Genomic DNA, 14639 nt, shown 5'->3' on the forward strand with positions numbered 1-14639 from the left:
CCGTGGTCAACTCCGGGGCAGCGCTGGCGACACACAGCGTCACCAAGCGATTTCGCGACCTCACAGCCGTCGACGGCCTCGATCTCGAGCTGCCCACCGGCACCGTCCTCGCCCTGCTCGGGCCGAACGGCGCAGGCAAGACGACGACAGTCGAGATGTGCGAGGGCTTCAGCGCTCCGGACGACGGGATCATCGAGGTCCTGGGCCTCGACCCCGTCGCCGACGCCGCTCAGCTGCGGCCGCGGATCGGCGTCATGCTGCAGGGCGGCGGCGCCTACCCCGGAGCCAAGGCCGGCGAGATGCTGCGTCTGGTCGCCGCCTACTCCGCGAACCCACTCGATCCCGACTGGCTGCTGTCGACGCTCGGTCTGGCCGATGTCGTCAAGGTCGGTTACCGCCGGCTGTCCGGCGGGCAGCAGCAGCGCCTCGCCCTCGCGTGTGCCCTCGTGGGTCGCCCCGAACTGGTGTTCCTCGACGAGCCCACGGCCGGGCTGGACGCCCAGGCTCGGCTGCTCGTGTGGGATCTCATCGACTCGCTGCGCCGCGACGGAGTCTCCGTACTGCTGACGACCCACCTGCTCGACGAGGCCGAGGAGCTCGCCGATCAGGTCGTCATCATCGACCACGGCAGGACCGTCGCCGCCGGAACGCCTGCGGAGCTGACTCGCGCGGGTGCCGACAACGAGCTCCGGTTCACCGCGCCCTGCGGACTCGACGCACGGTCGCTGGCGCTGCGGCTGGGCACCGGTTTCGACGTCGACGAGGCCGCGCACGGCGGGGCCGACGGACAGTCCGTCTACGTCGTCCGCGGAACCACGGTGACACCGCGCGAGGTGGCCGGCGTGGCCGCCTGGTGCGCGAGCGAGAACGCGCTGATCAGCAACCTGCAGGTGGGGGCGAAGAGCCTCGAGGACGTATTCCTCGACCTCACCGGGCGAGACTTGAGGGGATGACGGTGAACGGATCCAGACCGATCGCAGGATCCCGGTTCGCGCCGGGGACGTTCGAGCCGGCGCCCCGGCCGGCCGCGCCGACCGCGATGCTCGCCGCGCAGACCCGCATGGAGCTGATCCTGCTGCTGCGCAACGGCGAGCAACTGCTGCTCACCATGCTGATCCCCATCGCCCTGCTCGTGGGTCTGTCGCTGCTTCCGATCGGCGACTACGCCGAGACACGCGCCAACGTCTTCGTGCCCGCCATCATGGCTGTCGCCCTGACGTCCACCGCGTTCACCGGCCAAGCGATCGCCGTCGGCTTCGACCGCCGCTACGGGGCTCTCAAACGCCTCGGGGCGACGCCGCTGCCGCGCTGGGGGATCATCGGTGGCAAGACCCTCGCGGTGGTCGCGGTCGTGATCCTGCAGTCGGTGATCCTGGGCCTGATCGGCGCGGCGCTCGGCTGGCGGCCACACGCGCCGGGCCTGGTGATCGGCGCGGTGGTACTGGCCGTGGGCATCTTCGCGTTCTCGTCGCTCGGCCTGCTGCTGGGCGGCACCCTCAAAGCAGAGGTCGTGCTGGCACTGGCCAACCTCCTGTGGTTCGCGCTCGCTGCGATCGGATCGCTGGTGGTAATGCAGCACCGTGTCCCCGGCGCGGCGCTCACCGTCGCGCGCCTGATCCCCTCCGGCGCCCTCACCAACGCGCTCACCGCAGCGACCGACCGCGGGTCGATCGACTGGTTCGGGCTGATCGTGCTGGTGATCTGGGGCATCACCGGTGCCGCAGCGGCGGTCCGGCTGTTCCGATTCACCGGCTGACCGGGCGGCCGCCGTCCGCTTCAACGACAGCCTGTAGTAGCCCGTAGGATGGGCGAGTGCTGTACCGAGGGTTTCTCCGTCTTGTCGACCTCCTGCCGCTGCCGAGTGCACGGGCGCAGCGGATCATCGCCCTCCTCGTCATCCTGAGCCAGGCGCTCATCGCCGTCACCGGCTCGATCGTGCGCGTCACCGCATCAGGGCTCGGCTGCCCCACATGGCCCAAGTGCTTCGACGACTCGCTGGTGCCGATCGCGCGACAGGACGTGCCCTGGTGGCACCAGGCGATCGAGTTCGGCAACCGGCAGATCGCGGTGTGGATCGTGATCACACTGTCCGCGGCGATCGTGCTCGCCGTGACCAGGGCGCGGCGGCGCCGCGAGATCCTCGTCTACGCGTGGATCATGCCCGCATCCACCATCGTCCAGGCGGTGCTGGGCGGCATCACGGTGCTCACCGGCCTCAAGTGGTGGGTGGTAGGAGCGCACATGCTCGCTTCGTGCGCGATGGTCTGGATCGCGGCGGTGCTGTTCGTCAAGATCGCGCAGCCCGACGACGGTGGCCGAACCCCCGCGGCTCCGGCCACCGCCCGGCGTCTGGTCGCCTGGGCCGGGGCGGCGATGGCACTAGTCCTCGCCGCGGGCACGACGGTGACGGGCGCGGGCCCGCACGCCGGCGACCGCACCAACCCCGAGGCGATCGACCGGCTCAAGGTCTCGATCCCGCTGCTGGCATCGATCCACGGCGGGCTCTTGGTGGTGTTCCTGGCGATCCTGAGCGCTGCCGCTGTCCTCATCGCGCGAGGCCCGTCCGACGAGCCCGTGCGCCGGCGGGTCCGGATCACGCTTCTGGTGGTGTGCGCGCAGGCACTCATCGGCGTGGTGCAGTACTTCACCCACGTGCCCGGTGTGCTCGTGGTGCTGCATGTGGCCGGTGCCTGCTCGGTGGTCGCTGAGACGGCGATCCTCTACCAGCTGATGGCGCCGCGAATCGCTCGGCCGGGGTTCCCGGCTACTTCGAATACGCGCGGTATCCGGCCATCCGCCGGAAGTGCAGCGGCTCCACGGGAGTAGCGGTCGAGATCAGCTTCCGGTCCCAGTCGGAGGTCTCCACACCCGCCGCCGACGCGACCGCCTCGGCTGTGGCGCGGTCGGCGACCACCTGGTCGCCCATGATGCCGTCCTCGGTCCCGACGAGCGTGATCCGGACGCCCTCCTCACCCATGTCCTGCAGCACCGCGGTCGCCCCACCGTGGCGCGCCGCGAATGCCTTCACGCGACCGACGACCTTCGCGGGGGCTGTCGCCTTCGCGGGGGCCACAACCTGGGCGGGAACGTGTTCCGTCATGGCTCGAGCGTATCGAATCGCTCCCCGCGGGAATTCAGGGGCCGGGCACCGCGTAGAACCAAGGCATGCGCGCGATCACAGTTCACGAATACGGCGGCCCCGACGTCCTGCAGTACGGAGAGTCCCCCGATCCGGTCGCCGGTCCGGGGCAGGTGCTGGTCCGCACCGCGGCGATCGGTGTCAACTTCATCGACACGTATTTCCGTGAGGGCAGGTATCCCACCGCGCTGCCGTTCGTACCGGGCCAGGAGGCGACCGGCACCGTCGTCGCCGTGGGCGAGGGCGTCGCCCACCGGTCGGTCGGCGACGTCGTCGCGTGGTCGAACCTGCCGGGCGCCTACGCCGAGCTGGTGTCTGTACCCGCCGAGCGCACCGTCCCGGTGCCCGCCGGCGTCTCCCCTCAGGTCGCCGCGTCGGTGCTGCTGCAGGGCATGACCGCTCACTACCTCGCGTTCGACTCCTACGCTGTACAGCCGGGCGACACCGTCCTCGTACACGCCGGCGCCGGCGGGGTCGGTCTACTGCTGACGCAGATCGCCACCCACCTCGGCGCGCGCGTGATCACCACCGTGAGCACCGACGCCAAGGCCGAGCTGTCCCGCGCGGCCGGCGCCGTGGAGGTACTGCGCTACACCGACGACGTCCCGGCGCGAGTGCGCGAGCTGACCGGCGGCGCGGGCGTCCCCGCGGTGTATGACGGTGTCGGGCGCGACACATTCGAGGCCTCGCTCGCGTCGACCCGCCCGACGGGTGTGGTGGTCCTGTTCGGCGCAGCCAGCGGGCCGGTGCCCCCCTTCGACCTGCAGCGCCTCAACGGCCTGGGGTCGCTGTACGTGCAGCGGCCGACGCTGGGAACGTACGTGGCCACCACACACGAGCTGCGCCGCCGCTCGGCGTACGTGTTCGCCGGGCTGGCCGAAGGATGGCTGCACTTCCGCGTCGGCGCCACCTACCCGCTCGCGGAGGCAGTCCGGGCACACACCGACCTGCAGGCGCGCCGGACCACGGGTTCGGTCGTGCTCATCCCCTGACCGGCGCCCCCTGGACCGACGCCACAGAACCACAGCGCCCGGGCATCATCGATGCCCGGGCGCTGTGGTTTCTCGTGCTACCAGCCGAGCAGGTGACCGATCGTGGGGGTGGCGACGATCGAGTCGACCGACAGCGCACAGAACAGCACGGCCAGGTAGTTGTTCGACTGCAGGAACACCTTGAGCGGCTTGATCTCCTGCCCGGCTTTGGTCCGCGTGTACAGCCGATGTACCGCGAACAGGAACCACCCGCCGCACAGGACGGCCGCAACCAGGTACACCGGGCCCGCAGCGGGCACCACGGTGAGGGTCGCCGCGACAGTGGCCCACGTGTACCAGACCATCTGCCGCGCCACTGTCGTCTCGGGCGCGACCACCGGCAGCATCGGTACGCCGGCCGCCTTGTAGTCCTCGCGGTACCGCATGGCCAGCGCCCAGGTGTGCGGCGGCGTCCAGAAGAAGATCACGAGGAACAGCGCCACCGCAGGCCAGCCGATGTGGCCGGTCGCCGCAGACCAGCCGACCAGGGTGGGCATGCATCCCGCGGCGCCGCCCCATACCACGTTCTGCGAGGTCCGACGCTTCAGCAGCATCGTGTACACGAACAGGTAGAAGGCGATGGTCACGAGGACCAGGACCGCCGACAGCAGGTTCGCACGCCAGGCCAGCCAGGCGAACGACGCCACCGACAGCAGCAGCCCGAACACGAGGGCGTGCCGCGTGGGCACCGCCTGTCGCGCGAGCGGGCGTCGCTCGGTGCGCTTCATCTTCTTGTCGATGTCGGCGTCCGCCACCATGTTCAGCGTGTTCGCCGCAGCCGCGCCGAGCCAGCCGCCGAACAGCGTCGACAAGATCAGCGGAAGGTTCACGTGCCCGCGGTCCGCGAGCAGCATCACCGGGATCGTCGCCACCAGCAGCAGCTCGATGACCTTGGGCTTGGTCAGCGCGATGTACGCGAGAACCGTCTGCCATGCGCGCCCGGCCAGCCCCGACGGTGCCGGGCGACCGGCTCCGCCGGCGAGGGAACCGGACCCGTCCACGGGTCCGCCGGGGCTGAGCGCGCCGAACCCGTGCCCAGCCTTCTCCACCATCCGCACCCGCTTCTCCTGTCGCGCGCCGGCTGTGCGCGCTCACGTGAACCAGACCTGGTGTCGTCAGCAGGTCGGCTACAACCGGCCGCTTGCCATTCGACGACTACTACACAGCATGGTAGACCTTCGCCCCCGCGATTCCGGAATCCAGGTGGTGGGACGAGCCTCACGCGGCCCGGGTCCGCCGAGTAGGCTGATCGATTGGAATCACCCCTGCGAACAGGAGCGCCTGCAAGTCGTGACCGCCACCTCCGAGATCGAAGCCCTCACCCAGCCCTCGCACCCCGCGAACTGGTCCGACATCGACTCGCGAGCGGTCGACACCGTCCGCGTGCTCGCCGCCGATGCAGTTCAGAAGGTCGGTAACGGCCACCCCGGTACCGCCATGAGCCTCGCCCCGCTCGCGTACACCCTGTTCCAGCGCGCGATGGTGCACGATCCATCCGACACCCACTGGCTGGGCCGCGACCGATTCGTCCTGTCCTGTGGCCACTCGAGCCTGACCCTGTACCTGGAGCTGTACCTGGGCGGCTTCGGTCTGGAACTGAAGGACATCGAGGCGCTGCGCACCGAGGGCTCGCTGACGCCGGGCCACCCCGAGTACCGCCACACCCGGGGCGTCGAGATCACCACCGGCCCGCTGGGCCAGGGCCTCGCGTCCGCGGTCGGCATGTCGATGGCGTCGCGCTACGAGCGCGGCCTGTTCGACCCCGCGGCCGCGCCGGGCGCCAGCCCCTTCGACCACTTCATCTACGTGATCGCCTCCGACGGTGACATCGAGGAGGGCGTCACCGGTGAGGCGTCGTCCCTCGCCGGCGTCCAGGAGCTCGGCAACCTCATCGTCTTCTACGACGACAACCACATCTCGATCGAGCACGACACCAAGATCGCGCTGAGCGAGGACGTGGGCAAGCGGTACGAGTCGTACGGGTGGCACGTGCAGTACGTCGACGGTGGCGAGAACGTCACCGGCATCGAGGAGGCGATCGCGAACGCGAAGGCCGTCACCGACAAGCCGTCCTTCATCGTGCTGCGGACGATCATCGGCTACCCCGCGCCCACCAAGATGAACACGGGCGGCGTCCACGGCTCGGCGCTCGGCGCCGACGAGGTCGCCGCTGTGAAGAGGATCCTCGGCTTCGACCCGGAGAAGTCCTTCGAGGTAGCCGACGACGTGCTCGAGCACACCCGCGAGCTGGTCGGGCGCGGCAAGAAGGCACACGCCGACTGGAACACCCGCTTCGAGGCGTGGGCCGCAGCGAACCCCGAGCGCAAGGCGCTGCTGGACCGCCTCGAGTCGGGCGCGCTGCCCAGCGGCTGGGACGCCGACCTGCCCAGCTGGAACGTCGGTGACAAGGGGCCCGCGACGCGTGCCGCGTCGGGGGCGTTCCTGGCGGCCGCCGGCCAGACCCTGCCCGAGCTGTGGGGCGGCAGCGCCGACCTCGCCGGCTCGAACAACACCACGATCAAGGGCGCCGACTCGTTCGGCCCCACGGCGATCGCCACGTCGGACTGGAACGCGCAGCCGTACGGCCGCACCCTCCATTTCGGTATCCGCGAGCACGCGATGGGTGCGGTCCTGTCCGGCATCGTCCTGCACGGCCCGACGCGCGCCTACGGCGGCACGTTCCTGCAGTTCTCCGACTACATGCGCGGCGCGGTGCGTCTCGCGTCGCTGATGAACATCGACCCGATCTACGTGTGGACACACGACTCGATCGGCCTCGGCGAGGACGGCCCGACGCACCAGCCGATCGAGCACTACGCCGCGCTGCGTGCGATCCCAAACCTCTCGTTCGTGCGCCCCGCAGACGCCAACGAGACGGTGCACGCGTGGAAGACGACCCTCGAGCGCACCAGTTCCACCGGTCCCGTCGGGCTCGCGCTGACCCGCCAGGGCGTGCCGATCCTCGAGGGCACCTCCGCCGAGGGCGTCGCCCGGGGCGGCTACGTCCTCGTCGACACCGACGGCACTCCGGATGTTCTCCTGATCGGCACGGGCTCCGAGGTGCAGTACGCCGTGGGCGCCGCCAAGCTGCTGGCGGACAAGGGCATCAAGGCGCGCGTCGTCTCGCTCCCCTGTTTCGAGTGGTTCGACGCGCAGGACGAGGAGTACCGCGATTCGGTGCTGCCGCCGGCCGTGACCGCGCGCGTCTCCGTCGAGGCCGGCATCTCGATGCCGTGGTGGAAGATCCTCGGCAGCTACGGTCGGGCCGTGTCGATCGAGCACTACGGCGAGTCCGCCGACGCCGCGCTGCTGTTCAAGAAGTTCGGCTTCACCGCCGAGAACGTGGCCGCGAAGGCCGAAGAGTCGATCACCGCCGCAGGCGGCGCATCAGGTACCGCCGCGCGCGGCTGACCCACGTCGGGGTCCGGCCGCACCACCGCGGCCGGGCCCCGTTCCACAGCGAGACCTCCAGAAGAGAATCGAAGGGATTGACCGAACATGTCGCAGAACCCCAATCTCGCAGCCCTGCACGCCGCCGGTGTCTCCGTGTGGCTGGACGACCTGTCGCGTGATCTGATCAAGTCGGGCGCGCTCGCCGAGCTGACGCAGACCAAGTCCGTCACCGGCGTCACCACCAACCCGTCGATCTTCCAGGCCGCCCTGTCCAAGGGCGACGCCTACAACGACCAGGTCGCCGAGCTCGCACAGCGCGGCGCCGACGTCGATGCCACGATCCGCACCGTCACCACCGATGACGTGCGGGAGGCGTGCGACATCCTGGCGCCGATCTACGAGCAGACCGGTGGCGTCGACGGCCGCGTGTCGATCGAGGTCGACCCGCGCCTCGCGCACGACACCGAGCAGACGGTCGTGCAGGCGGTCGAGCTGTGGAAGATCGTCGACCGGCCCAACGTGCTGATCAAGATCCCGGCGACGCTGGAGGGCCTGCCCGCCATCACCCGCGTGCTCGCCGAGGGCATCTCGGTCAACGTGACACTGATCTTCTCTGTCGAGCGGTACCAGGCGGTCATCGACGCGTTCCTCGCCGGCATCGAGGAGGCGAAGAAGGCCGGGCACGACCTGTCCCGCATCCACTCGGTCGCCTCGTTCTTCGTCTCCCGCGTGGACACCGAGATCGACGCGCGGCTCGACAAGATCGGTTCCGACGAGGCCAAGGCCCTCAAGGGCAAGGCCGGCTTGGCCAACGCCCGCCTCGCGTACGTCGCGTACGAGGAGGCCTTCAACGGCACCGACGGTGTGCGCCCCGAGGACGGCACGAAGGACTCCGCCGCTCGGTTCCATGCGATCGGCTCGGGCGCGACCAAGCAGCGCCCGCTGTGGGCATCGACCGGCGTCAAGAACCCGGACTACCCCGACACGCTGTACGTCGCCGACCTGGTCGCGCCGAACACCGTCAACACCATGCCGGGCAAGACGATGGACGCGTTCGCCGATCACGGCACCCCGGACGCGGCTTCGATCGTCGGTAAGGGCAACGAGTCGGCGGCCGTGTTCGGCGCGCTCGAACAGGTGGGGATCGACCTCACCGACGTCTTCAAGGTGCTCGAGGACGAGGGCGTCGAGAAGTTCGAGAAGGCATGGCTCGAGTTGATCGACGCGACCGCCGAGCAGCTCAAGGCACAGGCCTGATGGCGGACTCCCCCGCCGGCACCACCGGTGCGGGGGCGGACGAGTGGGTCAATCCGCTGCGTGAGCCGCGCGACCGCCGCCTCCCCCGCATCGCGGGCCCGTCGTCGTTGGTGATCTTCGGTGTCACCGGCGACCTGGCCCGCAAGAAGCTGATGCCCGCGGTGTACGACCTCGCGAATCGCGGCCTGCTGCCGCCCAGCTTCGCCCTGGTGGGCTTCGCCCGCCGCGACTGGGATCACGAAGACTTCGCCGCCATCGTCCGCGACGCCGCGAAAGAGCACTCGCGCACACCGTTCCGCAAGGACGTGTGGGACAGGCTCTCCGAGGGCTTCCGGTTCGTGCAGGGCAGTTTCGACGACGACGATGCCTTCGACAAGCTCGCCGCCACGCTCAAGCAGCTCGACGTCGAGCGCGGGACCGGCGGCAATCACGCGTTCTACTTCTCCATCCCGCCCGGGGCGTTCCCGACGGTGCTGCAGCAGCTCAAGCGTTCGGGGCTCGCCGAGCAGAACGACGACTCCTGGCGCCGCGTCGTCATCGAGAAGCCGTTCGGCCACGATCTGGAGTCTGCGAAGCAGCTCAACGCGATCGTCAACGACGTCTTCCCCGAGCACTCGGTCTTCCGGATCGACCACTACCTCGGTAAGGAGACGGTCCAGAACATCCTGGCGCTGCGCTTCGCGAATCAGCTGTTCGACCCGATCTGGAACAGCCACTACGTGGACCATGTCCAGATCACGATGGCCGAGGACATCGGCCTCGGCGGTCGGGCGGGCTACTACGACGGCATCGGCGCGGCACGGGACGTCATCCAAAACCACCTGATCCAGTTGATGGCCCTCGTGGCGATGGAGGAGCCCACCAGCTTCCACCCGTCGGAACTACAATCCGAGAAGATCAAGGTTCTCTCGGCCGCACGACTGGCGGAGCCGCTGGACGAGACCACCGCCCGCGGTCAGTACGGAGCGGGCTGGCAGGGCAGCGAGCAGGTCGTCGGCCTGCTCGAGGAGGATGGTTTCGCGAAGGACTCCACCACCGAGACATACGCGGCGATCACCGTCGAGGTGGATTCGCGGCGGTGGGCCGGGGTGCCGTTCTACCTGCGCACCGGCAAGCGGCTCGGTCGGCGGGTCACCGAGATCGCGCTGGTGTTCAAGCGCGCACCGCACCTGCCGTTCGACGACACGATGACCGAGGAGCTGGGCCAGAACGCGCTCGTCATCCGGGTGCAGCCCGACGAGGGCGTCACGCTGCGGTTCGGGTCCAAGGTGCCAGGCTCGTCCATGGAGGTCCGAGACGTCAACATGGACTTCTCGTACGGCACGGCGTTCACCGTCGCCTCGCCGGAGGCGTACGAGCGGCTGATCCTGGACGTCCTGCTCGGGGAGCCTTCCCTGTTCCCCGTCAACGCCGAGGTCGAACTGTCCTGGCGGATCCTCGATCCGGCGCTCGATCGGTGGGCACAGGGCGGCCGGCCAGAAGAGTACGAATCGGGCACATGGGGCCCGAAGAGCGCGGACGAGATGCTCGCGCGTACCGGAAGGACGTGGCGCCGACCATGATCGTCGACCTTCCCGACACCGATACGGGTGCGGTCTCCAAGAAGTTGATCAGTCTGCGCGAGTCCGGCGGTGCGGTCACCATCGGCCGTGTGCTGACGCTGATCGTGTCGGCCGAGGAGGGCGAGCCCACCGAGAGCGCGATCGAGGCCGCGAACGACGCGTCCCGTGAGCATCCGTGCCGCGTGATCGTGATCGCCCGGGGCGCGCGCGACGAGCGGACGCGGCTCGACGCCCAGATCCGCGTGGGCGGCGATGCGGGCGCCTCCGAGGTGGTGGTGCTGCGCCTGTACGGTCCGCTAGCGGACCACGGCGACTCGGTGGTCCTGCCGTTCCTGCTGCCGGATACCCCGGTCGTGGCGTGGTGGCCCGGCCAGGCGCCGACGGTGCCGGCGGACGACCGGCTGGGCAAGCTGGCGACGCGCCGCATCACCGATGCGGCGCGGTGTGCCGTGACGCTCGGCGGAGACGCTCGCGCCGCCCTGTCGGCTCGCGAATCCGGCTATCGTCCAGGAGATTCCGACCTCACATGGTCGCGGATCACGCCCTGGCGTGCACTGCTCACCGCGTCGATCGACGAGCCCCCGCACAGCCCGATCACCGGCGCGCGGGTGTCCGGGCCGGCCGGCGCACCCGAGATCGAGCTCCTGGCGGGCTGGCTGCAGGCGCAGCTCGATGTTCCCGTGCAGCGGGTGGTCGGCAGCTTCGAGGTGCGGCTGCATCAATCCGACGGAACATTGACGCTCGCGGTGGATCAGAACAACACCGCGGTCATCAGCCGGCCGGGCCAACCGGACGGCAGGGTCGCGATCGCGCATCGCGACATCAGCGACTGCCTGGCGGAAGAGCTGAGACGGCTCGAGGACGACGTGATCTACCAGCTCGCACTGACCGGCGTACCCCAGGTGGAGGAGGCCTCGTGACCACGGTGAAGCGCTACGCCGACCCGGCCGAACTGGCCCGGGTGTCCGCGGCGGACCTGACAGCGGTGATCACGGCTGCGCAGGCCGCCCGCGGATTCGCCTCGATAGTCGTGACCGGCGGCTCCAACGGGATCGCGATCCTGCGCGAGCTGCGGTCCGCCGACATCGACTGGTCGCGCGTCGACGTGTTCTACGGCGACGAGCGCTTCGTGCGCGACGGGGACCCCGACCGCAACGACGGTCAGGCGGATGAGGCGCTGTTCTCGCACGTACGGGGCGCGCATGTGTACCGCTACCCCACCTCGGACGAGTTCGAGGGCGACATGGAGCTCGCCGCGCGGGTATACGCGGAGCAACTCGCGAGGAACGCCCGGGAGCGCGGCTTCGACGGTCCGGTGCCGTCTTTCGACGTGCACCTGTTGGGCATGGGGCCGGAGGGACACATCAACTCACTCTTCCCGCATACCGCCGCGGTGCGCGAGAAGAAGCAGCTGGTGGTATCCGTGTCCGACTCGCCGAAGCCCCCACCGAAGCGCCTCACGCTGACGCTGCCCGCGGTGGCGTTCGCGCGGCAGGTGTGGTTCCTCGTCTCCGGCGAGGCGAAGGCGGAGGCGGTGGCCGCCGGCGTGGGCGGCGCCGATCCCGACGACTGGCCGTGCGCCGGCGCCCGGGGCGCCGACGAGACCGTCTGGTACATCGACGAGGCCGCCGCGTCGAAGCTCCCTGCCTGACTCCCTGCTCCTCGGCTAGTCGCCCTCACCGATGTGCTCGCCCCGCATATGCCTGCGCATGCGGGGCGCGCGCGTCGGGACGGGGCGCCGCGATGGTGCCGGCGATCACCCCTGTTCGATGAGAAGTGTCGGCAGGCCCAGATCACGATCCTTCACCGTCGCCACGCGCGTCCCCGGCTTGTGGCCGCGGCGGATGTCGCCGACGGTGACGCCCACCGCCACCAGCCTCGCACAGGTGACGTCGATATCGGCCGTGCGCCAGGCGATCCCCCACATCAGGTCCGGCCCGGCGGGATCGGCGTCGTCTTGCAGCACGACCTCCACCAGCAGCGGCCCGCGGCGCAGGAACAGCTGGTGCACACCCCACGACTGCACCCGGTCGAGGCGCAGGTCGAAGCCGAGCCGAGCGCACAGTGTCGCCAACGTGCGGTCCCGGTTCGGTGACGTCAGCACGACGTGATCGACGCCGACGATCTCGCGGTCGGCCTGTCCGGCTGAGTTCTCGGTCGCCGCACCCTTGGCACCGGTCCCGGCCGCCGCACCGGTGGCACCGCTCTCGGCTGACGTACAGCCGGGAGCGAAGCCGACCGTCAGCCCGTTCACCTCAGCCGACCACAGCTGAGCGTCGCCGTCGCCGGACGGTACCGGCTGCAGCGTGAGGCCTCGCCGACCGAGCAGCCTCGCCGCCTCACCGACCGTGCCCGCGGCGCTCGCCTCGCCGTCGTCGGGTCCGCGCACTCCGAGCAACAGCCCCGGCGCGCCGGCCCAGGCCGGAAGTCCCACATGCACCCTCGTGTCGCCGACCGTGTACTCGTTCCCCGCGCCGGGCCACCCCAACAGACGCGCGTGGGCGCCGCGGGAGGCGGCGGGGACGTCGAGAAGCAGGTGATCGGTCACGTGCTCATCCTGCCCCAACCGGGGGAGGTCACCTCGGCGGCGCGCGCCCGCCCGCGGTCGAGGCCCCGGAATCGGTCGCCGCGAACGTCTTCCAGCCGTCGCCCATCGATTTGGCGACGGCGAGGGCTCCCGACTTGCCCGCATCCTTGGCGATCTCGACGAGGGACGGCGTCGCCGCCGCGTGTCGTGCGACGACCCCGGCTGCGGCGACGTCCGTCGCGGTGCCCGACTCACCGTGCACCCGGGCCCGGCCGACGGCCGCGTGGACGCGCCCGGAAGTCCTGCGCAGCTCACGCACCGCTTCCCCCAGCCGACCGAGATGCCCCACCAGGGCCTCGAACTTGCGCATGAGATCGTCGATCCGTCCGGTGAACCGCTGCGCCAGACGCGCCCCCTTCGCCACTGCACCGTTGATCCAGGTGGCCACGGATGCGCCGCCCGTCGGTACCGCCGATGCCGCGGCGATCGCGTAGCCGACGGCGAGCCACTCCGCGAACTGCGCGAGCTGGTCCCTGATCCACGTACGCACCTCGAGCACCAGGGTGCCCGCCATCCGAACGCCGGCAGCCGCGCCCCGGGCGGCGTCCGCGACCGCCTCCACGTGGCCGGCAAGCTCGGCACCGGCCGCGCGGTAGGCGTCGGCCGCCGGGCCCGTCCACGCGTCCTCGGTCCCCGACACCGCGTTCGCGAACGCCGCTGCGACACCGACCAGCGGTCCGGCGACATCGTCCGACCACGCCGTGCAGAGCGCCTCGACCGCGTTCGGATCCCCAGAGACCTTGTCGAGCGCCTCTCGGAGCACCGGAACGTGCTCGAAGATCCAGCCGAAGCCCGCACCCGCGATCGTCCCCACCGGGTCCGCGACCAGGTCGCCGACCGCTCCGATCACTCCCCAGCCGCCGCCGGCCACTCCCGCCCAACTGCCGTCGGACACGGCCGCCGCGGCGTCGCGCACAGCCTCTGCGAGCGGGATCCCGTCCACGAGACTCACCACGCTCTCCCTTCCGCATCCCCGCCCGCGCCCCGGCGCACATCGCCAGCCGCGGTATGCACGTCGGCCGCCCCGCCGTCGTCGGCGCCGCGCACCGCCGCGAGCGTCCGCTGCAGGTCGTCCGAATGCGCTGCCAGATCGGAAGCCCGGCGCCGCACGGCGTCTGCTACTTCCTCGAACTCGTCGTTCACCAGCCGTGTCACAGCGACGAACAGCGCACCCAGGTCGAGCCCGCCCAACCGGTGGGCCGTCGCCGTCTCGACCCCCGCAACGTCCCTCTGCAACGCGGCCACGACGCGCGCATGCTCTGCCATCGCCGGACCGTCCACGTGGAATCCGCTCACGTCAACTCCCCCCACATCTCGTGATCCGGATAGAACCGCGAGGCCACCGAGTGGACCTCCCTGGCGGCGGCCAGGCTCGCCAGGGAGGTCGCGGTCATGATCTCGGCGGCGAGCGCCGCCCCCGACAACGTCATCGCTCCCGCGCCGATCACCACCCCCGTGAGCCGTCCCCCCACCGCGACCGTCACCCGCACATCCCCCCGTGCGGCGGTCCCGGTACCCGAAACTCGGGCCAGCGACTCTCGGACCTCGTCTGCCCGCGACAGCGCCGGCGTGGTCGGATCCCCCTCCGGCCCGACCTGCGCCGTGTCGCAGGCGTGCGGTATCACCACGATCAACCTCCCCCGATCTCGTTGGAGCCCCGCATCAATTAG

15 protein-coding genes are annotated in these 14639 nt (G+C 70.4%); 9 read left to right on the forward strand and 6 right to left on the reverse strand.

What is annotated here, in order from left to right:
• Positions 1 to 2: 2 nt before the first annotated feature.
• The 3 genes from ABD908_RS00405 to ABD908_RS00415 are packed head-to-tail and all read left to right on the forward strand — an operon-like array spanning position 3 to position 2826.
• The gene (locus tag ABD908_RS00405) at positions 3 to 953 is read left to right on the forward strand and encodes an ABC transporter ATP-binding protein (RefSeq protein ID WP_344989303.1); all 951 of its coding nucleotides are present in this window, start codon (positions 3 to 5) and stop codon (positions 951 to 953) included.
• Positions 950 to 1756, forward strand: a complete 807-nt coding sequence (locus tag ABD908_RS00410; RefSeq protein WP_344989306.1) for an ABC transporter permease — start codon at positions 950 to 952, stop codon at positions 1754 to 1756. Before ABD908_RS00405 ends, ABD908_RS00410 begins: the two co-directional genes overlap by 4 nt.
• Positions 1757 to 1812: 56 nt before the next feature.
• The gene (locus tag ABD908_RS00415) at positions 1813 to 2826 is read left to right on the forward strand and encodes a COX15/CtaA family protein (protein WP_344989309.1); all 1014 of its coding nucleotides are present in this window, start codon (positions 1813 to 1815) and stop codon (positions 2824 to 2826) included.
• Here the strand turns inward: ABD908_RS00415 and ABD908_RS00420 are convergent.
• Positions 2765 to 3100: a hypothetical protein gene (locus tag ABD908_RS00420; protein WP_344989312.1), complete on the reverse strand. Its 336-nt coding sequence runs from the start codon at positions 3098 to 3100 to the stop codon at positions 2765 to 2767. The two genes, ABD908_RS00415 and ABD908_RS00420, sit on opposite strands and share 62 nt — an antisense overlap.
• 65 nt (positions 3101 to 3165) lie before the next feature.
• Here ABD908_RS00420 and ABD908_RS00425 point away from each other — a divergent pair, with 65 nt between their 5' ends.
• Positions 3166 to 4131, forward strand: coding sequence for a quinone oxidoreductase family protein (locus ABD908_RS00425; protein ID WP_344989315.1), 966 nt, complete (start codon positions 3166 to 3168; stop codon positions 4129 to 4131).
• A 77-nt stretch (positions 4132 to 4208) separates the two neighbouring features.
• Here the strand turns inward: ABD908_RS00425 and ABD908_RS00430 are convergent, their stop codons facing one another.
• The gene (locus ABD908_RS00430; protein WP_385920397.1) at positions 4209 to 5222 is read right to left on the reverse strand and encodes a heme o synthase; all 1014 of its coding nucleotides are present in this window, start codon (positions 5220 to 5222) and stop codon (positions 4209 to 4211) included.
• 238 nt (positions 5223 to 5460) lie between these two features.
• Between ABD908_RS00430 and tkt the strand changes: the two genes are divergently transcribed.
• The 5 genes from tkt (at position 5461) to pgl (ending at position 12033) form a co-directional block, all read left to right on the forward strand.
• Positions 5461 to 7581 carry a transketolase gene (tkt, locus tag ABD908_RS00435; RefSeq protein ID WP_344989321.1) on the forward strand — a complete coding sequence of 707 codons (2121 nt, stop codon included), beginning with the start codon at positions 5461 to 5463 and terminating at the stop codon, positions 7579 to 7581.
• 87 nt (positions 7582 to 7668) lie between these two features.
• Positions 7669 to 8820 carry a transaldolase gene (tal, locus tag ABD908_RS00440; protein ID WP_344989324.1) on the forward strand — a complete coding sequence of 384 codons (1152 nt, stop codon included), beginning with the start codon at positions 7669 to 7671 and terminating at the stop codon, positions 8818 to 8820.
• Positions 8820 to 10382 carry a glucose-6-phosphate dehydrogenase gene (gene zwf / locus ABD908_RS00445; protein WP_344989327.1) on the forward strand — a complete coding sequence of 521 codons (1563 nt, stop codon included), beginning with the start codon at positions 8820 to 8822 and terminating at the stop codon, positions 10380 to 10382. Before tal ends, zwf begins: the two co-directional genes overlap by 1 nt.
• Positions 10379 to 11302, forward strand: a complete 924-nt coding sequence (locus tag ABD908_RS00450; protein WP_344989478.1) for a glucose-6-phosphate dehydrogenase assembly protein OpcA — start codon at positions 10379 to 10381, stop codon at positions 11300 to 11302. The genes zwf and ABD908_RS00450 overlap by 4 nt, the downstream gene beginning before the upstream one ends.
• Positions 11299 to 12033: a 6-phosphogluconolactonase gene (gene pgl, locus ABD908_RS00455; protein WP_385920393.1), complete on the forward strand. Its 735-nt coding sequence runs from the start codon at positions 11299 to 11301 to the stop codon at positions 12031 to 12033. The genes ABD908_RS00450 and pgl overlap by 4 nt, the downstream gene beginning before the upstream one ends.
• Positions 12034 to 12138: 105 nt before the next feature.
• Here the strand turns inward: pgl and ABD908_RS00460 are convergent, their stop codons facing one another.
• Genes ABD908_RS00460 through ABD908_RS00475 form a run of 4 tightly spaced genes read right to left on the reverse strand, consistent with a single transcriptional unit; the run spans position 12139 to position 14597 of the window.
• Positions 12139 to 12930, reverse strand: a complete 792-nt coding sequence (locus tag ABD908_RS00460; protein ID WP_344989330.1) for a VOC family protein — start codon at positions 12928 to 12930, stop codon at positions 12139 to 12141.
• 28 nt (positions 12931 to 12958) lie between these two features.
• Positions 12959 to 13921: a hypothetical protein gene (locus ABD908_RS00465; protein ID WP_344989332.1), complete on the reverse strand. Its 963-nt coding sequence runs from the start codon at positions 13919 to 13921 to the stop codon at positions 12959 to 12961.
• The gene (locus ABD908_RS00470) at positions 13918 to 14265 is read right to left on the reverse strand and encodes a hypothetical protein (RefSeq protein WP_344989335.1); all 348 of its coding nucleotides are present in this window, start codon (positions 14263 to 14265) and stop codon (positions 13918 to 13920) included. The genes ABD908_RS00465 and ABD908_RS00470 overlap by 4 nt, the downstream gene beginning before the upstream one ends.
• Positions 14262 to 14597: a YbaB/EbfC family nucleoid-associated protein gene (locus tag ABD908_RS00475; RefSeq protein WP_344989338.1), complete on the reverse strand. Its 336-nt coding sequence runs from the start codon at positions 14595 to 14597 to the stop codon at positions 14262 to 14264. Before ABD908_RS00475 ends, ABD908_RS00470 begins: the two co-directional genes overlap by 4 nt.
• Positions 14598 to 14639 lie beyond the last annotated feature (42 nt).

Source organism: Tsukamurella soli (assembly GCF_039541155.1).
GTDB lineage: Bacteria > Actinomycetota > Actinomycetes > Mycobacteriales > Mycobacteriaceae > Tsukamurella > Tsukamurella soli.

What these genes read in the sequence shown, in the direction of transcription:
- ABD908_RS00410 (WP_344989306.1), top strand. Translation starts at nt 950, where the DNA reads ATGACGGTGAACGGATCCAGACCGATCGCAGGATCCCGGTTCGCGCCG.
- ABD908_RS00420 (WP_344989312.1), bottom strand. Translation starts at nt 3,100, where the DNA reads ATGACGGAACACGTTCCCGCCCAGGTTGTGGCCCCCGCGAAGGCGACA.
- ABD908_RS00425 (WP_344989315.1), top strand. Translation starts at nt 3,166, where the DNA reads ATGCGCGCGATCACAGTTCACGAATACGGCGGCCCCGACGTCCTGCAG.
- zwf (WP_344989327.1), top strand. Translation starts at nt 8,820, where the DNA reads ATGGCGGACTCCCCCGCCGGCACCACCGGTGCGGGGGCGGACGAGTGG.
- tal (WP_344989324.1), top strand. Translation starts at nt 7,669, where the DNA reads ATGTCGCAGAACCCCAATCTCGCAGCCCTGCACGCCGCCGGTGTCTCC.
- ABD908_RS00450 (WP_344989478.1), top strand. Translation starts at nt 10,379, where the DNA reads ATGATCGTCGACCTTCCCGACACCGATACGGGTGCGGTCTCCAAGAAG.
- ABD908_RS00430 (WP_385920397.1), bottom strand. Translation starts at nt 5,222, where the DNA reads ATGGTGGAGAAGGCTGGGCACGGGTTCGGCGCGCTCAGCCCCGGCGGA.